Source organism: Ligilactobacillus apodemi DSM 16634 = JCM 16172 (assembly GCF_001434405.1).
In the GTDB taxonomy this organism is placed as follows: Bacteria; Bacillota; Bacilli; order Lactobacillales; family Lactobacillaceae; genus Ligilactobacillus; species Ligilactobacillus apodemi.
This window is the reverse complement of sequence record NZ_AZFT01000049.1, coordinates 12,150-30,453: the sequence shown is the minus strand read 5'-3', so window position 1 is coordinate 30,453 and position 18,304 is coordinate 12,150. Positions and strand designations below refer to the sequence as shown.

Genomic DNA, 18,304 nt, shown 5'->3' with positions numbered 1-18,304 from the left:
AAATATAAGTGAAAAAGTCTGAGAAATCAGGCTTTTTTTAATATAAAAGTATTGCATTTACGTAATGTGTATAGTACAATAAAATAGTACCAAGGAGGAGGTGAGATTAATGAACCTGCTCAAAAAGCTAAAAATAAAAAAGCCTACAAAAACCAAATTAACCGTCAAAATTCATTTGGTAATCGTAAGCTTTGAATGGCATTTTGAGTGGTAACATTGATTAGTTACCACAGGAGGGGAATTGCCCTTCCCCTTCTTGGTACTTTTAGTATAACACAATAATTAGGAGGTTGTACAAATGAAGTTATTTGAATATCAAAAGGGTAAATTTAAAATGAGCGCTTCTGTTAGACGAACTACAAAAAAAGAAATGATCACAAGTGCTATCGCCTTGATCGTGATAGCTGGATTAATTGCTTGGTGGGTGATGAAGTAATGGCATTATCACAGACAGAACGGAATAAACGCTGGCAAGCTAAGAACAAAGAAAAGGCTGCCTATATGCGCAAGCGATCGGTAGCAAGGACATTTATCACGAAGTATGGCAAGTATGAAGATCTATTAGAACTTAAAGAACTGCTTGATAAGAGACTATCAGAATAAACCGTTGCTTTTCCGCTGGAAATCCGCTGTAAAACCGTCGAAATAGCGCTGGTAAACCGTTGGAACATCATAGTATTATGATAATGTTCCAGAAATGGGACATGAGTTTGATTATTTACTTTGAGAATATTTTGGATGAGAAAGCATGACGTGCTAGAGCGTCACTAAATAAGTTTATCGTGTGGGCGCGATAAGTCCTTGCCACCACAACGACCGAGAGTGGCAAAATGGCTTAATCTAGTGAGCGGTAATTTACCCATACCGTGTTGGTGCAATTCCAGCTTTAGCCTTTAGTCATTAGACTAACAATTCAATTTATCTCACTGAGCCTAGTCCCCGTGACTGGGCTTTTGTTATAATTACGGCTGAGGTGAATTGAAATGGAGTATATAAAAGCTGTATTGGAGGCTTTAAAATTGAACTCTAAGGATCGTTTTATAATGTCGTTATTTGGGTGCTTAGTGTTACTAGCTATTCCTTTTGAAGAGACGTTGCACTTGGAATGGTTTTATAGAAAATTTACTTGGCTGATTGTTTTATTAACATTATTTTTTATTGCGACTTTAGTTGGTGATTTCTTTGAAAGTAAACAAAGAGAATTAGAGGAGAAAAAATTTCTGAACAAGAACAAACTAACAAGCATGAGGAGCAATTAAGATATAAAGCATATGTGCTAGGGCTTGGAGGTAGGAAGAAAGCAATAGTATATGCAATGTATCAAAATGATATGCATAGAAATTATCTGAGTATTTATGATTCAGATGTGTTGGATCTGTTAGGCCATGAAGTTATTTTACCTACAAGCAAGAGGCAGATAGTTGCCCACTTTGGTAAAACGACAGTCGAGAACAAAAAAATACAGGAGTTGTACATATTAGCCCCAAGGGTTGTACAAATAATCGAAGAAAGTCAGCTATGACAGGCTGGCTTTTTATTTTACTTAAAATCGGAGGTGGGTGAAATGAAGTGAAGAAGCTAACACCTAAACAAAAGGCGTTTGCTGATGAGTATATTAAGTCTGGAAATATTTATCAGTCAGCAGTTAAAGCAGGTTACTCAGAAGCCTATGCGAAATCTTTAGCAGGCAGAATGCTAGAAAATGCAAGAATAAAATCCTATATTGACGCCAAAATGGCTGAAATTGAGTCTCACAAGATCGCAGATGCTAAAGAACAAAAAGAAGCGGATCTAAAAACTAGAATAAGCGCAGCAAGAGAGATTATGAAACGTTATCCAGGTAACGATCCCTTTATTGCTGAACAGATCCGTAAACTCAAAGCTGAAGCTGATTCAGCCGAAGCTAAAGCGATGCCTAATGCCTTTGAAGTCCAGATCAGGCAAGAAGAGTTTGGTACTGATGAAGACGAAGAACGCACAGACGACTTAGCAAGTGCTGTCCAAGACGGGATGAAAGGAGTGTTTGGAAATGGTGATGAGATCGAAACTTAATATCAGATTTGCCTTTCATCCCTTTTCCAGAAAGCAACTTCAAGTTCTTTTTTGGTGGCAAGTACCTAAGTATCAAGATAAGTTTGCGATCATTTGCGATGGTTCTGTTCGTGCCGGTAAAACAGTCGTGATGTCTTTGTCCTATGTTCGTTGGGCTATGATGCAGTTCAACGGGCGCAATGAAGGATCTAAAGCATGGTTCAACTGTAACCCGGACTCGCCTTATCACTGGTTCAAATTACAGTGGATCGATGAGTTGACAAAGAAAAAAGCAATCCGGATCCATTTTCTGATGAAGGATAATCCGTCATTATCAAAAGAAACGCTTGAGCGCTACGATTCAATGTATTCTGGCGTGTTTTATCGACGGTATATCTTAGGCGAATGGGCGATGGCTGATGGGCTAGTCTATGACAATTTCGATCGTGAAAAAATGGTAGCCGACATCCCTAAAAACACGGTTTGGGAAAAGCAATGGATCAGCATTGATTACGGTACGCAAAATGCGACTGTATTTAAGCTCTGGAGCTCGTTTAAGGGTGTTTGGTACAACAACGCCGAGTATTACTATTCAGGTCGTGAGACAGGATGCCAGAAGACAGACGGGCAATATATCGACGATCTTGAAGATTTTTTCTTTGATAATCGCTTAGAGCGTAGGGATGTCCAATTGATCGTCGACCCGTCTGCAGCTTCTTTCAAAAAAGCTTTGCGAAATCGGGGCTTTGGCGTCGTCAATGCTAACAACAATGTTTTAGATGGCGTGCGTTTCATGATGACGCAGATGAACCAGGGCAAGATGAAGTGGACTGAAGCTAGCCAACACACGATCAAGGAATTTGGATCATACATGTGGGACAAAAAAGCCGCTGATCGAGGCGAAGATGCTGTTGTCAAAGAACATGATCACTGCATGGACGCCGATCGGTACTTTGCGATGAAAGTCTTATATACCAAGAAACGTAAAAACATCAAACTACGAAAGGAGGGGATCTAGTGAAATATTTGAATGATCGTTGTATCGTGAGCGCTGATAACGTATTTTATTATGATAGCGAAAAAGAGATCACACTATCAGATGTCATGCGCTTCATTTTAGAAAACGAGCAACTTGCTCGTGAGTACGCAAAAATGCGCAGATATTACAAGGCGGATCATGACGCTATCGTAAGAGCTTTGCCAAAACCAAATAACAAACCAGATAATCGCCTTGTTTTGAACTATCCGAAAAAGTTAGTCGACACGTTCACTGGTTTTTCTGTTGGTAAACCTGTTCAGATCATGTTACCGGAAGACCTAGGAAATAAATCGTTATCCCAGTTCAATGTGTCACGCAAAATGGATAGTGTGATCGCTCGTGTCTGGAAAGAGTCCTGCATTTATGGTAGGGCTTATTTTTATGTCTACAGTCATGATAGCGAGATCTATGTGACTGATGCTTTGCCACTTGATACATTTGTGATCTATGACAATACAGTAGCTCATAAGCCACTGTATGCGGTTCGGTATGGACACATTGGAAATTCAACTAACTATAAGATCACAGTCTTTTCTGAGCGTTACCAATGGGAATCTGATACTAGTCGCAATACAAGTAATTTCGGTGTTCGACAAGCTAACCCGTTTGGGATGATCCCGATCATTGAAGCCGTGGAAAATGATGAGCGCTTAAGTGTGATCAAGAATGTTTTACCGCTGATCGATGAGATCGACAAGGCGATGTCTGAGAAAGCGAACGACGTCGATTATTTTGCTGATGCATACATGAAAGTCTTAGGAGCGATCCTTAGCGAAGATGATCTGGAGAATTTGCGCAACTATCGCATCATCAATCTGAAATCGCGCGAAAGTGATGATCCAAACGAGACACCGGAAAGTCTAGACGTCGATTTTTTGTCTAAGCCAAATGCTGATACGACGCAGGAAAATCTTATCAATCGAGTCATCGATAATCTTTATCAAGTCTCGATGATAACTAACTTGAACGATAAAGATTTTGGCAACTCAACAGGTGTGGCGCTCGAAATGAAGTACAAGCCGATGTTAAATCTGGCCACTCTGAAGTCTCGTGGTTTTATCGAGTCATTGAAGGACATGTATCAAGTCGTGTTTGCTTCAGATCTGATCGAAAACATCAGTCGAGAAGCGTGGAAAGACCTTGATATCAATTTCCAATACGATCTACCACACGACACGCTTTCAGAAGCTCAAACGGCCCAAATCTTAGCGAACCTGGTATCAAGTGAAACGTGGCTCAAGACGCTTTCTATCGTTAATGATCCACGGCAGGAACAAGAGCGTATAGAACAGGAGAAAAATGAGCAGATGAAAGCAAATATGCAGGTTTTGAAGCAAACTAACGCAGTAACGGACGGTGATCCAAATGCAAACAGTCGAACAAGTCAAGAAAAGGATTGATCATCTGCTTGAACGTGATCATGCGACCGATGCCGAGATCGAAGAAGTCTATAACCAGGCGATCGATACTTTACGTGCGATCGTAAGCGATGTGCACAATCGTTATGCCGTTGATGGTGTAGTCGTGCCAGCTAATTTATATGGCAAAGTTACAGTGAGAGACCTGCTTTTACTCAAACAACAGTATGACAAGCTCCCAAATGACCTGTCAGTGCAAGAACAAGACCGAGTGGACTATTACACTGCAATGAGTCAAACGTCAGTTCAAAGTCAAGACAGGAAAAGATTTTATTCCTTGGACTGAGCGAGTATTGACAGATCACGATCAAGCTGTCAACCGGATCAGCAATGTGATCAATGGCATGGTATCGCAAGGGATGCGCGCAGAAGATATCGCAAATCATTTTTATCCGGGAAATGCGGAAAGTATGCGTGCTGATAATATTCCTAAGATACTTCGAGACGCAACAGTTAAAGCTAAACGAACTGCTCGAACTGAAGCAGCTGCAAGAGAAGATGCGATCGTTGAACAGACATTTAAGGTAAACAACGTGAAGTATTTTAATTGGATCATTGAGCCAGGAGCTTGTCAAAAGTGTACGCTACTTGCGATGAGTGGGCCGTATAAAGTTGGTGATGAGGACAGCCCGAGAGTACCAGAAAGTTCGCATCCAAATTGTCGGTGTAGAAGAATGTCTATTAGTGTTGAACGTGGTGATAAAAATCGAATAGGTGATAATAAAGTAGATTTTGACTTCATTGATTCAGATGAGTTCAAATCTAAGTTTGACAATCTAACTGACGATCCGAAAGTAAATCAACAGTTAAGAAAATATGCTATTGCAATGTTGACGCACCGAACAGGTACAGATGGTGAAGATAGTTATATTTTCGATAGTGCAGGAAATGTAGTAAATAAGTCCTTCGGAAATTCTAATAAACTCGAGGTTTCGGTTTCAAGCGAAAGAGTCAAAGAATTGATATCTGAGTACGGTAGAGGGACGATGATAGGGATGCATAACCATCCAACAAATGTTCCTCCAACGGGTTCAGACTACACAGCATCTGGATTTAGAGGGTATAGTTTTGGGATTGTTGTTACTCATGATGGTAATATCTATAAATACAGTCATGGTAATCGACCATTTCATCAACATTTATTTGATAAAAATGTTGAAGATATTATAAAAAATGGTTATACTGATGATGTAGAAAGAGCTTACAATGAAACTGTTAAAAAACTGGAAGGATATGGTATAAAATGCGAAAAGCTTTAGTTGAGGATCGTATCAAAAAATTGATGAATTTCATACCAAAAAAAGATATCGTATATTCTTCCGATCCTTATGTTGAAGGACTGACAGAAGAAGAGATAGCTTACTTTGATAAACGATTTGAAGAAGAAAATGATAAACTAACAGAATGGCCTGAAGCATTTACAGGAAATTAAAGCACTCAGATAGGGTGCTTTTTTAGTACACGGAGGGATGAATATGAAGTCTAATTCCTATGCTCGAGTAGCATGCAAGATCTTGAAATACCTAAATGACAGTTACGAAAACGGCTTAGATGCTAGTGTCGATAGTCTGAATGCTAATATGTTAGGTATTTCAGATCGGCAGTTCTATCAGACTATGAAAATGCTATCTGATGATGGTTATGTTAAGGGCGTTGAGTTTATGGATGTTGTTTCACCAGAAAACAGCGTACTCAATCACCCAAGAAACTGGCACATCACTAGCCAAGGCATCCAGTATCTGGAAGAAAATTAATTGATGCAAAAAGCTTACAAGGTAGCCAAAGAAGCTAGAGACTGGTTACCGTTGATATAATAAAGGCATTCCATGTGGGATGTCTTTTTATTTTGCCCAAAACATGCTGACGGCGTTAAAAGCTGCAAGGCAAAACAGTCAAACAAGACTTTAAAAAGGAGGGATCCACTTTGGATCAAGAAGAACAAAACGTACAAGAAATGTCACAAGAGCATGCGTCTGAACAACAAGAAAAGACATTTACTCAAGATGAAGTTGATCGTATCGTTGCAGATCGTGTTAAGCGCAGTGAAGAAAAATTGCGTTCAAAGCTCTTTGAAGAAGCTAAGTCAAAAGTTAAGGCCGAACAAGACGAAGCAAAGAAACTCGAAGAGATGAATGCAACTCAACGCCGGAAATATGAAGATCAGAAACGTGACGAAGAGTTAGAACAACTTCGAGCTACGATCCAGCGCCAAAACATGGAGAAAACAGCGATGGGGATCTTGAAAGAAAAAGGGATCTCAGTCGATGAAGATGTTTTAGACCTGGTCGTGGCTGATTCAGCTGAGAAAACAGCTGAACGTATCGACAAGTTCACTGAATTAGTCGAAGAAAAAGCCCGGGAGATCCGCCGGCAAGACTTCAGCAACAGCGCGCCTAAACAATCCGGAAGCGGTGAAAAAGCTGTCACCTTAGATGATTTTAAGAAGATGGCCTATCCGGAACGTTTAGAACTCAAGAAAAATCAGCCAGATCTATATCAAGAGCTGGTTCAAAAATCTTTTTAGGAGGAATAGACAATGGCAAATCAAGTAACACAAAGTCAAGATATGCTTGACCCACAAGTTTTAGCTGACATGATCCCAGCTAAATTGACAGCAGAAATGAAGTTTACACCACTCGCATCAGTGGATAACACTTTAGAAGGTCGACCAGGTACAACGATCGAATTTCCTGCGTGGAACTACATCGGGGACGCTGAAGATCTGAAAGAAGGCGAACCTATCGAAACGAGCAAGCTAACCTACGGATCTAAGGCAGCAACTATTAAAGGGATAGCAAAGGGCGGTTCTATCACAGATCAAGCCTTACTCACGGGATATGGTGATCCTTACGGCGAACTATCATCTCAGTTAGCTAAGGCTATGGCTAACAAAGTAGACAACGACGTCTTAGCAACTTTGAAAGACGCAACACAAGCTGTTTCAGTAGCAGCGACCGTTGACGGTATTCAAGAAGCATTAGACATGTACAATGATGAAGATGATAATCGTATCGTCTTGTTAGTATCTCCAAAGGCTGCCGGTAAATTACGTTTGCAAGCTGGCAAGGATTGGTTGCGTGGTACGCAATTAGGCAGTGAAGCTTTATCTAAAGGCGTTTACGGTGACATTTTGAGTGTACAACTCACTCGTTCACGTAAGTTAAATGCTAACGAAGCTTTCCTTATCAAGACTGCTAACGGTGAAAAACCAGCTATCAAATTGATGATGAAGCGTGGTGTCAACATCGAACCAGATCGTAAGCCGGGACTTTTACGTACAGATATTTACGCAACATCTTTCTACGCGCCTTACTTGTATGATCCAACTAAGGTAGTTAAGGTGACATTCTCTGATGTGACAGGTAAGGCTGGTATGACTGGTGCACCTGAAAACAAAGAAGTTAATAACGAAGTGACAAACGTTGATGAAGATAAGCGTATCGGTAAGCAAAAGAAAACAACTGGTACGACCGGAAAGAAGCCAGGTGAGGTCTAATGGCTTACGTGGTAACTAAAGCTTTTACTGACAGCAACTTGAACTCAGTTGATGAGAATGGCGAAAAGCATATTTATTGGGAAGATGATACGTATCCCTATAAACCCTATGCTGGAGCTACTACAAAGCTGAGATTGAAGGAGTTGCTTGAAGGGGGCTATATCGATGAACGAAGAGATGAAGACGGCGATCAAAGCTCGGCTTGAGTTGCTTCCAAATATCAAAACGATCATCGGGAAGCTTGATGAGGCGATCTTAAATAGTTTTATCGAAGACGCTTTAAGCCAAGCTGAAGATGATGTTTTTACAGAAAAAAATATTGTTATGAGTGCGACGTATTTGACGGCGCATTTTTGTCATGTAGCAAGTAATGAAAATTCAAATATTCAAGAGCAAACAGCTGCAGTCTTGACTGTTAAATATTTTGATCGTGGTGGTAGTGATGATTATTTAACTGAGTATTTACGACTGAAGCGAGCGCTCAAAGCAAATACTAGTTCAATTCGTTTTTTGTGAGGTGAAAAATAATGAGTGAAGAAGAAAAAGTAATCGAAACGACAGAAGTTAACACAGATAATGCTAAAGTTGCTTCTGCAGAAGATAAAAGAATTGTCCCACCGCCAGAAGAAACGGCTCAAATCGAACAAAAAGAGTTTGTAGAAGAAACGCAAGCTGAACCTATTCCAGAACCAACACCAGAAGAGCTTTCGCCTAAAGATCTCTATGGACACGTGCAAGGCCCTGTGAAATTTTGGAACAAAGCAACTAAAGAGTGGGAGCGTGCGCGTTGGCAACCACCGTATCCAACGCCAAAATCTCTAGAACCGTACATCGTTAAAAAAGATGATAAAATTTGGCTGATTGCTGAAAAATATGGTGTGACTAACGCTTGGATTCGACGATGCAATAGCATTGATTATCTTGACCAAAATAAGCTAAAACCAGGTAAAGTTTTGAAGTTCACATAATTTACAGGCTTTAGGTCTAGGTAACATCCGCCAAGATGTACCGTTAACAGGGATCGCTGTTCAAAAAATACCCAAAGCATATTATGGTAAGATGCAAGAAGTTTCAGCCGGTAAAGATAGTATGGACGGACATTGGGAGATGATGGGATTACCAGTTACAGCCCCGTTAGGCTTTTTTCCAGAAGGCTTTCCTGCTGATTTGATCGCTAAGATCGAGGAGTTTAGTGGACGTAAAGTGATCGTTAATCGTCCAATTTCAGGGACAAAAGTAATTGCTGAGTACGGTGAAGAACAGCTAAAAACTGGTGCTCTTATTGTATATACTTCGGGGGATTCTGTTTTACAAATTGCGGCTCATACCGCTGTGATCCCTTTAGCCGAACTTTATCGCATTTGTGAATTTGTGCGCAAAATAACGATCGATGAGTATCATATCGGACGTATCATTGCGCGACCATACGTTGGCAAAGATGGTCATAGCTTTAAGCGGACCGCTGATCGGCATGACTATACTTTGATCCCATCCCAAGATACGGTATTAGATAAGTTAAAACAGGCTAACTTTGCAGTGATTGGAATCGGTAAGACAAATGATATTTTTTCAGGTAAAGGTATGACCCAAATGATCCATACCACAAGTAACGATGATGGCATGATTCAGACGATCAATATTTCACAGACTGATTTTACGGGCTTATGTTTTATAAATTTAGTTGATTTTGATGCGATGTATGGTCATCGTCGTGATCCACAAGGCTATGGCGAAGCACTCCAAGCATTTGATCGCCGTTTAGGGGAGTTGTTGCCTAAATTAAAAGAAGATGACCTGCTGATGATCACTGCTGATCATGGCAATGATCCCGGATTTAAAGGCACTGATCATACGCGTGAATATGTGCCACTTTTAGCGTATTCACCTAGCTTTTTGCAAGGTAGTTCACTAGGCATCAGAAAAACTTATGCGGATCTAGGGGCAACAATCCTAGAAAATTTCGAATTAGCAAATGATACGATCGGGACGAGTTTTTTGGATACTTTAATGGAGGAAAAGAAATGAGCGAACATTTAGCGGCTAAAAAAGGTGAGATCGCCAAAATTGTCTTGTTACCAGGTGCCCCTTTGCGTGCCAAGCATATTGCAAATGAATTTTTGACCGATCCAGTTTGCTATAATACGGTGCGAAATGCCTTGGGATATACGGGAACTTATAAAGGAGTTCGTATCTCAGTTCAAGGAACAGGGATGGGTATTCCGACAACGTTGATTTATGCCGAAGAATTGATCAACTACTATGGATATGAAGTCTTGATTCGTGTAGGAACTTGCGGAGGCATGGCGCCCGAGATAAAAGTTAGGGATGTTGTCTTAGCTCAAAGTGCTACGACTGATTCAGCGATTATTCAAAATGCTTTTGGGAGCGGTATCTATTATGCGCCAACGGCAGATTTTGCGTTACTTGATGAAGCATATCATATAGCGAAAAGTTTAGGTATAAACGTCAAAGTCGGTAACATTATTTCAGAGGATCGCTTCTATAACGATGAGATCGAACGTGAAAAATTGATCAAGTACAACGTGTTAGGTGCTGAAATGGAAGCCGCCGGATTATATTTAGTGGCAGCTAAATATAATGTCAAAGCACTTGCAGTTTTAACGATCAGCAATCATATCATTGATGGAACTTCGACTGCGGCCACAGAGCGTGAACGTTCCTTTAATGACATGGAAAAAGTTGCCTTAGAGACTGCCGTTCAAAGTCAAATAGAGAAAAGAAGTGATGAATAATGCGGATGGTAGATATTATTGAACGTAAGCGTAATGGCTTAGAGCTGTCGGCTAAAGAACTTCATGAATTCATTACAGGATACACTAAAGGGGAGATTCCCGATTATCAAGCGAGTGCTTTTTTGATGGCGACATATTTTAACGGGATGACTGAACAAGAACAGGCAAACTTTACCTTAGAAATGTTAAATTCAGGCGATCGTGTAGATCTGTCAGAGATTCCAGGGATCAAAGTTGATAAGCATTCGACTGGTGGTATGGGAGATAAGACAAGTATTCCCTTGGCACCGATGATCGCAGCTTTAGGGATTCCGATCTCAATGATCTCTGGTCGTGGTTTAGGACACACTGGTGGAATCTTAGATAAGTTAGAGGCTATTCCAGGGTTTAAAGTTGAGCTTAGCGAAGACCAGTTTATTCAGCAGGTCAAAGAAATTGGAGTTGCAATTATTAGTACTACGGGTAATATTGCTCCGGCTGATAAAAAGCTTTATGCTTTACGTGATGTGACGGCTACGGTTGATTCGATCCCCTTGATCGCTGGTTCGATCATGAGTAAAAAAATTGCTTCGGGAACGGATGCACTTGTCTTAGATGTTAAGACTGGTTCAGGGGCATTTATGAAAGAACCAAAAAAGGCAAAAGAGTTAGCTCAAGCAATGGTTGCGATCGGACAAAATGTGGGCTTACGTTGTATGGCGGTGATTTCTGATATGGATCAACCTTTAGGAAATACGATCGGTAATTCCTTAGAGATAGAAGAGTCGATTGAGATTTTAAAAGGTAACGGTCTGCGCGATATTACGGATTTAGTGTTGACTTTGGGTAGTGAGATGGTCGTTTTGGCTAGAAAAGCAACAACGCTTGAAGAGGCTAGAGAAATGTTGATCGAAACGATCGTTAGCCAAAAAGCCTTAGAGAAATTTGGGAAAATGATTACTTCTCAAGGTGGGGATAAAAGAGTTTTAGATAACTACTCTTTATTGCCCCAAGCTAGGTATCAAATTGAGATCAAAGCTAAAAGTAGTGGTCATGTTGCTCAAATCAAAGCAAATGAATTAGGAATCGCAAGTATGTTACTGGGTGGTGGTCGGCAAAATAAAGAAGATCAGATCAATTATGGTGTCGGCTTGAGATTGCATAAAAAAGTAGGGGATAAAGTAGAAACTGGCGAAAGTTTGGTAACTGTCTACAGTGATCAGCTAGATATCACTGAAGTTGAACAAATTATTTTAGCTAGTATTGAAATTGGAGCAAAGAAATCGCCCCATCCACTTATTCATGAAATAATTAATTAAGATAGTTAAAAACTAGTGTTGTTAAATTTGTAAGGCTTAACAACACTATTTTTTGATTTGCATCGTGGAAAATTTCATATTAACATAGGTATCACATCAATACTATAGGAGGTTTTTTCGTTGAAACTATATGAGTTAACGTTAGACAACGTTTTTTATGTAGATCAACAACGACAAGATGTCTATGTGCTCCACATCAGATATCCACAGTATTTTAATTTAAAACAAAAGCAGTCAAAATGTTTGAAAGCTAGCATTGATATTGATAATTGTGTTGGTCGACCTGAAGTAAGATATCATGAAGGAAAATTTACTAGATTTAATGTAACATATCATTTTCCTAACACTGGTCTATCTAAGCCAAATTATAAAGTCAACTTATTGTTTCATTCAGAATTTATTAAAATAACAAAGCATCATGTAAACTACATATATAGGGACTTATTTTCGCAATTACCGACTGACTTTACTGATAGTGAGACTGTTTCTTTAGACCAATTGGAGGAAAACTTCTCCAAAGATGGTTACGTTGGGCAATACTGGCAAGCTACGTTACAACAAGTTTAATAATTTTTTGAATATTTGTTGCATTTAATATTATGAATTGCTATAATATTAAATGTTCTGGAGAGTTGGCAGAGTGGTAATGCACCGGACTCGAAATCCGGCGAACCGGCTAATACCGGCGCGCAGGTTCAAATCCTGTACTCTCCTTAAATGTGCTTGCTATATCAAGTACTCGAAGTGGTTTAACCGTCTGATTGTTTTCGGGCGGTTTTTTGTGCTTATGAAAAGCTGTTTCTATTCAAATGAAACTTAATTTTTTTGCCAAAAAATACCCTCCAATATGATAGTTGGAAGGTAAAATCAGTTTACAATAAATTATCTTATAATTTATAGATATAAAAGTTTTATGTTAATTAGTTTATTCAACTTCAAGACTGTTAGGATATTTATCATTTAAGGTGTAGAAATGCTCAGATGACAGGACAAGATTTAATAGCCAGCTTCTGTTTGGATTTCACCAGAAGTTTCTAATTCATCAGGAGTGGACTTTAAAGCCTCTTCAGGAGACATTCCAAATTTTTGAACCTTATAAACAGCGGGAGTTACGCCGTATTTATTAATGAAATCTGAAAGAGTGCCATCAAATGGTGGTAGGTCAGCATATGAATTACTTGTCTGTGTTGTGCTAGAACTACTTGAAGTGCTGTCAATTTCGGTTGAGTTCTCTTGTGGGGTTGAGGTGCTAGTAGACTCACTGCTAGCTGTACTCTTAGATTCACTACCATTGTTTAGGCTAGAAACATCAATATTTTTTGCGTTAAGTGTTAATGTGGGTTTTAATTCATCTGAGGATTTTGTTGTTGGAACAAATTTGTACTTTGTACTTAATTTGTTAGTTTGATAACCGATCATAAATTTAATTGTTTTTCCAGGATGAACTTTGTCGGATGCTGCTTCATACAAATCATCATATGGAGTATCAATTTGTAAACCACTAAGTATTAATTCGGAATCAGAATTTTTGTTAACGGTGTATACTTTGATGTATTGTGACCAAAAATCTTTAGGAGATTGCGTTTCACTTGAGTTATTAGTAAATTTTCCGATAATCAAAACAGCTTTGACTTCACCTTCGATTGAAGGATTAGTTGTTTTTGTAGTTTCAACTTTAGTGATAGTTAAAGAGCCGTCTTCGTTTTTTAATGTTTTACCGTTAAATCCTTTTTGAGATTGTGTGGAAGTTGAAACTGTCTTATCACTAGAAGAAACAGAATTTTTATCAACTTTATCTGTACTTGAACAACCAGCTAAAATTGAACACACAATACATACAAATAAAATACTAACTTTTTTCATAGTTAAGATCTCTCCTTTTTATTTCAGCTTTTAATATAATTAACACGTATTATTAGTATTGCTATAGGTAGTAAAGATTACTATCATTTGATTTTAGTTAATTTTTACTTTTATTGTAACGGCGGTCTAATCATAGGAAAGAAAATACGTGTTTGTCAAAGAAAATTTAGGGTAGATTAAATTTAAAGAATATCCAAATGATTTAAGTTCTATTTAGCTGTTTTACATAGTTATTACTTAATATGATAAAACTTTTACTGAGCACACTATTTTGACTTATTTACATAATATGATTAAATATAATTAATCTTAGAATCAATTGGAGGTAATTATAATGGAAATCTTTTTTCATGGTGAAGCTGCGCAGACAAACGGGACACCAGTATCTGTCGGCCAAAAATTGCCTGATTTTACTGTAAAAAATTCTGCTGGGCAAGCAAAAACACAAAGTGAACTTTTGACTAAGCCGACTTTGATCAGTGTTGTTCCAGATATCAATACCCGAATTTGTAGTATTTCGACTAAACATTTTAACCAAGAAGTTGATAAATTTGCTCAGATCAATTTCTATACGATCTCAACTAATACCTTAGACCAACAAAAAGATTGGTGTGCAGCTGAAGGAGTTGCTAAATTAGAACTTTTATCTGATGCTGACGCTGATTTCGGTAAGAAGATGGGGCTTTATGTTGCTGATAAAAACATTGATGCCCGCAGTATTTGGATCGTAGATGTTGACGGTAAGGTCTTGTATCAAGAATTATTAAGTGAACAAAAAAACGAACCAGATTATCAAAAAGCTTTAGCATTCCTTACTGAGTTGACAAAATGATCAGTTTGATAATTAGTTTGATCGGTCTATGGATCTTTTTTAAGTTAGCTTTTTGGGTCTTTAAAGGCTGTGGCCAAGTGATTGCTTTCTTGATTTTAGCAGTGATCTTTTTAGGAGTGCTGGGGTCACTTGTAAAATTATGGTGGTTGATCATTATATTTCTTGGAATTGGGCTATTTGCACAGAAAAGTTAAACAAACGCTTGACTTTGCGGATAGTTAATATTATTCTGAGATTATATAATATTAGACCGGTCGATAGAGAAGAGTAGTTTGACTAGGGTAGTAGTTCAGAGAGCGGAGGTAGCTGTAAATCCGTCTGCTACAGTCAAATGAAGGACATCTCTTGAGGTGCATATGAAAGTATGCCGCAAATAGGTGCGTTATCCTGAGTAAGAAATAAAGGTGGTACCGTGCTATTTTGCGCCCTTGTTGAAGTTATTTCAACAAGGGCCTTTTTTATTTAACCGGAATTTTAGGAGGAAGATCATGAAATATCAACGTCCCAAGGGAACAGCGGATATTTTGCCCGAAGAATCCGCTAAATGGCAATATGTAGAAGCAAAAGCGCGCGAATTATTTAAAAAATATCGTTATCATGAAATGCGTACTCCAATTTTTGAAAGTTTTGAAGTATTTTCCCGGACCTCAGGGGAAACATCAGATATCGTGACTAAAGAAATGTATGATTTCTACGATAAAGGTGAGCGTCATATTACTTTACGCCCAGAAGGAACAGCTGGGATCGTGCGGAGTTTTGTGGAAAATAAATTATACGGACCAGAATTACAAAAGCCTGTTAAAACGTATTACATTGGGCCAATGTTTAGATATGAAAGACCACAATCTGGGCGGTTACGTGAATTTCATCAAATCGGGGTCGAAGCCTTTGGGGTCGATAATCCAACGTTAGATGTTGAAGTTATCGCAATGGCAATTAATTTGTTAGAAAACTTTGGCCTAACGAGTCTTAAATTAGCTTTAAATACTTTAGGTGATAAAGAGTCACGTGAAAATTACCGGCAAGCTTTGATCGACTATCTCGAACCATTCGAAGCACAATTATCAGATGATTCTAAAGAACGGCTACATAAAAATCCTTTACGTGTGCTTGACAGTAAGGACAAAAATGATCAAGAAATCGTGGCTAATGCCCCATCAATCTTAGATTATTTGACTCCTAGTGCAGTTGAACACTTCGAACAAGTCAAAGCTTTATTAGATGATCTAGGGATAAAATATGAAGTTGATCCTAACATGGTTCGTGGTTTAGATTACTATAATCATACGATTTTTGAAATTATGAGTGATTCTAAAGCATTTGGGGGCAAATGGACAACGGTTTGTGCTGGTGGTCGCTATAACGGCTTAGTTGAACAATTAGGTGGCCCAGAAACACCAGGGATTGGTTTTGGTTTAGGGGTCGAACGCCTATTGCTTGTGTTAGATGCTGAAAATGGTGGTTTAGATCTCCCTGATCCATTAGATGTCTATGTAGTTGGAATTGGTCAAAGTGTTAATGCTGAAACTTTAAAATTAGTTCAAAGCTTGCGTCACCAAGGATTTAGCACCGATCGAGATTACCTTGATCGCAAACCAAAAGGTCAATTTAAGACCGCGAGTCGCTTGAATGCTAAGTACACCTTGACTCTTGGTGAAACTGAATTAGCTGACCAAAAAGCTAATCTAAAAAATATGGAAACTGGGGAAGAAATCAGTGTCTCACTTGCAGATATCTACCGTGATTTCGCAGCTCTTTTAGCCTAGTTAACAGGGAAAGAAGGTATTAAAAATGAAACGTACAACATACGCAGGTTTAGTTGATGAAAAATATTTAGGTAAAGAAGTTGTTTTAAAAGGTTGGGTTCAAAAACGACGTGACTTAGGAAACTTGATTTTTGTCGATCTTCGTGACCGCGAAGGGATCGTTCAATTAGTTTTTAGTCAAGAATTTAGCGAAGAAGCTCTAAAAACAGCAGAAAATATTCGTAGTGAATATGTGCTTGAAGTTGAAGGTAAAGTGGTTGAACGTGCTAACGCCAACCCTAATATGAAAACCGGTAAAATCGAAGTTGAAGTTTCTAAAGTGACGGTTTTAAACGAAGCTAAGACAACACCGTTTGATATTTCTGATAACATTAATGCCTCTGACGATTTACGGTTACAATATCGTTACCTTGATCTTCGTCGTCCAGAAATGTTAAAGGCACTAAAGATTAGAAACCGCATCACCCAAGCAGTTCACCGTTATTTGGATGAAAATAACTTCTTAGACATTGAAACACCATATTTAACACGCTCAACTCCAGAAGGTGCGCGTGACTATTTAGTGCCATCACGTGTTTATCCAGGACATTTTTATGCTTTACCACAATCACCACAATTGTTTAAACAATTGTTGATGGGTGCAGGGGTAGACCGTTACTACCAAATCGCTCGTTGCTTCCGTGATGAAGATCTTCGCGGTGATCGTCAACCTGAATTTACGCAGATCGATATGGAAATGTCCTTTATGACAGCGGAAGAGATCCAAACAATGACAGAAGGTCTCTTAAAAGAAGTCATGAAAGATACTTTAGGCATCGAATTAAAAACGCCAATTCCACGGATCACTTGGGATGAAGCAATGAATCGTTTTGGTTCTGATAAACCAGATATGCGCTTTGGTATGGAATTAAAAGACATGGCGCAAGCTGTTTCAGGTGCTGGCTTCAAAGTCTTTGATAGTACGCTTGAAAATGGTGGCCAAGTAAAAGCAATTACGGTTCCTGGTGGGGCTGACAAATACTCCCGTAAGCATATTGATGAAAAGCAAGAATACATCAAGCGCTTTGGTGCTAAAGGTTTAGCTTGGCTCAAAGTGACGGATGAAGGCTTAACTGGCCCAATTGCTAAGTTCTTTAAGGAAAATGAAGAACAAATTTTAGCTGCTGCTGAAGCTAAGCCAGGTGACCTTATCTTATTTGTAGCGGATAATAAAAAAGTGGTTGCGGATGCTTTAGGTTATTTGCGGGTCGCTATTGCTAAAGAAATGGATCTTATCGACCAAGATAAATTTGAATTTGTTTGGGTCGTTGATTGGCCATTGTTTGAATATAGTGAAGAATTTGAACGCTATATTGCAGCGCACCATCCATTTACAATGCCTAACGAAGAAGATTTAGATTTACTAGCAACTGATCCACATAAATGTCATGCACAAAGCTATGATATCGTCTTAAACGGCTATGAATTAGGTGGTGGCTCGATCCGTATCCACCAACGTCGTGTTCAAGAAGCGATGTTTAAAGCATTAGGCTTCACAAAGGAAAGTGCTCAAGCTCAATTTGGTTGGTTCATGGATGCGCTTGACTTTGGTTTCCCACCACACGGCGGACTTGCTCTAGGGTTAGATCGTTTTGCAATGCTTTTAGCTAAAAAAGATAACATTCGTGAAGTGATCGCCTTTCCAAAGAACTCCAAAGCTTCTGAACCATTGACGCATGCTCCAAGTCCAGTTGCACCTAAACAATTAGATGAACTTTACTTGAAAACAGAAGCGCCAGAAGATAAGGATTAATTTATTATAAGATAGC

23 protein-coding genes, 1 tRNA gene and 1 pseudogene are annotated in these 18,304 nt (G+C 38.9%); 24 read left to right on the top strand and 1 reads right to left on the bottom strand.

Annotation, left to right across the window (positions count from 1 at the left end; translation table 11 throughout):
* Nucleotides 1-298: 298 nt before the first annotated feature.
* The 20 genes and pseudogenes from FC32_RS10530 (at nucleotide 299) to FC32_RS04725 (ending at nucleotide 12,749) form a co-directional block, all read left to right on the top strand.
* Nucleotides 299-436 carry a hypothetical protein gene (locus FC32_RS10530; protein WP_156399008.1) on the top strand — a complete coding sequence of 46 codons (138 nt, stop codon included), beginning with the start codon at nucleotides 299-301 and terminating at the stop codon, nucleotides 434-436.
* On the top strand, nucleotides 436-603 hold the full coding sequence (locus FC32_RS10785; protein ID WP_004047968.1) for a hypothetical protein: 168 nt from the start codon (nucleotides 436-438) through the stop codon (nucleotides 601-603). The genes FC32_RS10530 and FC32_RS10785 overlap by 1 nt, the downstream gene beginning before the upstream one ends.
* 380 nt (nucleotides 604-983) lie before the next feature.
* Entirely contained in the window at nucleotides 984-1,259 is a 276-nt protein-coding gene (locus FC32_RS04815) for a hypothetical protein (RefSeq protein ID WP_025087787.1), read from the top strand.
* Between the two features lie 310 nt (nucleotides 1,260-1,569).
* Nucleotides 1,570-2,052 (top strand): terminase small subunit, encoded by a 483-nt coding sequence (locus FC32_RS04805; protein ID WP_025087789.1) that lies wholly within the window; start codon nucleotides 1,570-1,572, stop codon nucleotides 2,050-2,052.
* Nucleotides 2,030-3,049, top strand: coding sequence for a PBSX family phage terminase large subunit (locus FC32_RS04800; protein WP_025087790.1), 1,020 nt, complete (start codon nucleotides 2,030-2,032; stop codon nucleotides 3,047-3,049). Before FC32_RS04805 ends, FC32_RS04800 begins: the two co-directional genes overlap by 23 nt.
* Nucleotides 3,049-4,470, top strand: coding sequence for a phage portal protein (locus FC32_RS04795; RefSeq protein WP_025087791.1), 1,422 nt, complete (start codon nucleotides 3,049-3,051; stop codon nucleotides 4,468-4,470). The genes FC32_RS04800 and FC32_RS04795 overlap by 1 nt, the downstream gene beginning before the upstream one ends.
* Complete coding sequence (locus FC32_RS04790; RefSeq protein ID WP_025087792.1) at nucleotides 4,436-4,774, top strand: hypothetical protein; 339 nt, start codon at nucleotides 4,436-4,438, stop codon at nucleotides 4,772-4,774. Before FC32_RS04795 ends, FC32_RS04790 begins: the two co-directional genes overlap by 35 nt.
* 7 nt (nucleotides 4,775-4,781) lie before the next feature.
* Nucleotides 4,782-5,747 carry a class II glutamine amidotransferase domain-containing protein gene (locus FC32_RS04785; RefSeq protein ID WP_025087793.1) on the top strand — a complete coding sequence of 322 codons (966 nt, stop codon included), beginning with the start codon at nucleotides 4,782-4,784 and terminating at the stop codon, nucleotides 5,745-5,747.
* Nucleotides 5,732-5,920 (top strand): hypothetical protein, encoded by a 189-nt coding sequence (locus FC32_RS04780; RefSeq protein ID WP_025087794.1) that lies wholly within the window; start codon nucleotides 5,732-5,734, stop codon nucleotides 5,918-5,920. Before FC32_RS04785 ends, FC32_RS04780 begins: the two co-directional genes overlap by 16 nt.
* Before the next feature lie 43 nt (nucleotides 5,921-5,963).
* The gene (locus FC32_RS04775) at nucleotides 5,964-6,242 is read left to right on the top strand and encodes a YjcQ family protein (RefSeq protein WP_081780088.1); all 279 of its coding nucleotides are present in this window, start codon (nucleotides 5,964-5,966) and stop codon (nucleotides 6,240-6,242) included.
* A 170-nt stretch (nucleotides 6,243-6,412) separates the two neighbouring features.
* A complete protein-coding gene (locus FC32_RS04770) occupies nucleotides 6,413-7,012 on the top strand; it encodes a DUF4355 domain-containing protein (protein WP_025087795.1) in 600 nt (199 codons plus the stop codon).
* A 12-nt stretch (nucleotides 7,013-7,024) separates the two neighbouring features.
* Nucleotides 7,025-7,984 (top strand): N4-gp56 family major capsid protein, encoded by a 960-nt coding sequence (locus FC32_RS04765; RefSeq protein ID WP_025087796.1) that lies wholly within the window; start codon nucleotides 7,025-7,027, stop codon nucleotides 7,982-7,984.
* Nucleotides 7,984-8,190: a hypothetical protein gene (locus FC32_RS04760; protein WP_025087797.1), complete on the top strand. Its 207-nt coding sequence runs from the start codon at nucleotides 7,984-7,986 to the stop codon at nucleotides 8,188-8,190. The genes FC32_RS04765 and FC32_RS04760 overlap by 1 nt, the downstream gene beginning before the upstream one ends.
* The gene (locus FC32_RS04755; RefSeq protein WP_025087798.1) at nucleotides 8,150-8,500 is read left to right on the top strand and encodes a hypothetical protein; all 351 of its coding nucleotides are present in this window, start codon (nucleotides 8,150-8,152) and stop codon (nucleotides 8,498-8,500) included. Before FC32_RS04760 ends, FC32_RS04755 begins: the two co-directional genes overlap by 41 nt.
* Before the next feature lie 11 nt (nucleotides 8,501-8,511).
* The gene (locus FC32_RS04750; RefSeq protein WP_025087799.1) at nucleotides 8,512-8,952 is read left to right on the top strand and encodes a LysM peptidoglycan-binding domain-containing protein; all 441 of its coding nucleotides are present in this window, start codon (nucleotides 8,512-8,514) and stop codon (nucleotides 8,950-8,952) included.
* Nucleotides 8,951-10,009 (top strand): annotated as a pseudogene (locus FC32_RS04745) (phosphopentomutase); the annotation flags it as partial. The gene FC32_RS04750 and the pseudogene FC32_RS04745, both read left to right, overlap by 2 nt.
* Nucleotides 10,006-10,737, top strand: a complete 732-nt coding sequence (gene deoD / locus FC32_RS04740) for a purine-nucleoside phosphorylase (protein WP_025087801.1) — start codon at nucleotides 10,006-10,008, stop codon at nucleotides 10,735-10,737. The pseudogene FC32_RS04745 and the gene deoD, both read left to right, overlap by 4 nt.
* A complete protein-coding gene (locus FC32_RS04735; RefSeq protein WP_025087802.1) occupies nucleotides 10,737-12,035 on the top strand; it encodes a pyrimidine-nucleoside phosphorylase in 1,299 nt (432 codons plus the stop codon). Before deoD ends, FC32_RS04735 begins: the two co-directional genes overlap by 1 nt.
* Nucleotides 12,036-12,155: 120 nt before the next feature.
* A complete protein-coding gene (locus FC32_RS04730; protein ID WP_025087803.1) occupies nucleotides 12,156-12,602 on the top strand; it encodes a hypothetical protein in 447 nt (148 codons plus the stop codon).
* A gap of 59 nt (nucleotides 12,603-12,661) precedes the next feature.
* A tRNA-Ser gene (locus tag FC32_RS04725) sits at nucleotides 12,662-12,749 on the top strand.
* 282 nt (nucleotides 12,750-13,031) lie between these two features.
* Here FC32_RS04725 and FC32_RS04720 read toward each other — a convergent pair.
* Nucleotides 13,032-13,898, bottom strand: coding sequence for a DUF5067 domain-containing protein (locus tag FC32_RS04720; protein WP_025087804.1), 867 nt, complete (start codon nucleotides 13,896-13,898; stop codon nucleotides 13,032-13,034).
* A 334-nt stretch (nucleotides 13,899-14,232) separates the two neighbouring features.
* On the opposite strand from FC32_RS04720, the gene FC32_RS04715 reads away from it, so the two are divergent.
* The 4 genes from FC32_RS04715 (at nucleotide 14,233) to aspS (ending at nucleotide 18,288) form a co-directional block, all read left to right on the top strand.
* Nucleotides 14,233-14,730: a thiol peroxidase gene (locus FC32_RS04715; RefSeq protein WP_025087805.1), complete on the top strand. Its 498-nt coding sequence runs from the start codon at nucleotides 14,233-14,235 to the stop codon at nucleotides 14,728-14,730.
* Entirely contained in the window at nucleotides 14,727-14,924 is a 198-nt protein-coding gene (locus tag FC32_RS04710; protein WP_025087806.1) for a hypothetical protein, read from the top strand. Before FC32_RS04715 ends, FC32_RS04710 begins: the two co-directional genes overlap by 4 nt.
* Nucleotides 14,925-15,218: 294 nt before the next feature.
* A complete protein-coding gene (hisS, locus tag FC32_RS04705; RefSeq protein WP_025087807.1) occupies nucleotides 15,219-16,496 on the top strand; it encodes a histidine--tRNA ligase in 1,278 nt (425 codons plus the stop codon).
* A gap of 25 nt (nucleotides 16,497-16,521) precedes the next feature.
* Entirely contained in the window at nucleotides 16,522-18,288 is a 1,767-nt protein-coding gene (gene aspS / locus FC32_RS04700; RefSeq protein WP_056957299.1) for an aspartate--tRNA ligase, read from the top strand.
* Nucleotides 18,289-18,304 lie beyond the last annotated feature (16 nt).

Coding starts and splice junctions, on each gene's coding strand:
- FC32_RS10530 (WP_156399008.1), top strand. CDS start 299: ATGAAGTTATTTGAATATCAAAAGGGTAAATTTAAAATGAGCGCTTCT.
- FC32_RS10785 (WP_004047968.1), top strand. CDS start 436: ATGGCATTATCACAGACAGAACGGAATAAACGCTGGCAAGCTAAGAAC.
- FC32_RS04815 (WP_025087787.1), top strand. CDS start 984: ATGGAGTATATAAAAGCTGTATTGGAGGCTTTAAAATTGAACTCTAAG.
- FC32_RS04800 (WP_025087790.1), top strand. CDS start 2,030: ATGGTGATGAGATCGAAACTTAATATCAGATTTGCCTTTCATCCCTTT.
- FC32_RS04790 (WP_025087792.1), top strand. CDS start 4,436: ATGCAAACAGTCGAACAAGTCAAGAAAAGGATTGATCATCTGCTTGAA.
- FC32_RS04780 (WP_025087794.1), top strand. CDS start 5,732: ATGCGAAAAGCTTTAGTTGAGGATCGTATCAAAAAATTGATGAATTTC.
- FC32_RS04775 (WP_081780088.1), top strand. CDS start 5,964: ATGAAGTCTAATTCCTATGCTCGAGTAGCATGCAAGATCTTGAAATAC.
- FC32_RS04765 (WP_025087796.1), top strand. CDS start 7,025: ATGGCAAATCAAGTAACACAAAGTCAAGATATGCTTGACCCACAAGTT.
- FC32_RS04760 (WP_025087797.1), top strand. CDS start 7,984: ATGGCTTACGTGGTAACTAAAGCTTTTACTGACAGCAACTTGAACTCA.
- FC32_RS04755 (WP_025087798.1), top strand. CDS start 8,150: ATGAACGAAGAGATGAAGACGGCGATCAAAGCTCGGCTTGAGTTGCTT.
- FC32_RS04750 (WP_025087799.1), top strand. CDS start 8,512: ATGAGTGAAGAAGAAAAAGTAATCGAAACGACAGAAGTTAACACAGAT.
- deoD (WP_025087801.1), top strand. CDS start 10,006: ATGAGCGAACATTTAGCGGCTAAAAAAGGTGAGATCGCCAAAATTGTC.
- FC32_RS04735 (WP_025087802.1), top strand. CDS start 10,737: ATGCGGATGGTAGATATTATTGAACGTAAGCGTAATGGCTTAGAGCTG.
- FC32_RS04720 (WP_025087804.1), bottom strand. CDS start 13,898: ATGAAAAAAGTTAGTATTTTATTTGTATGTATTGTGTGTTCAATTTTA.
- FC32_RS04715 (WP_025087805.1), top strand. CDS start 14,233: ATGGAAATCTTTTTTCATGGTGAAGCTGCGCAGACAAACGGGACACCA.
- FC32_RS04710 (WP_025087806.1), top strand. CDS start 14,727: ATGATCAGTTTGATAATTAGTTTGATCGGTCTATGGATCTTTTTTAAG.
- hisS (WP_025087807.1), top strand. CDS start 15,219: ATGAAATATCAACGTCCCAAGGGAACAGCGGATATTTTGCCCGAAGAA.
- aspS (WP_056957299.1), top strand. CDS start 16,522: ATGAAACGTACAACATACGCAGGTTTAGTTGATGAAAAATATTTAGGT.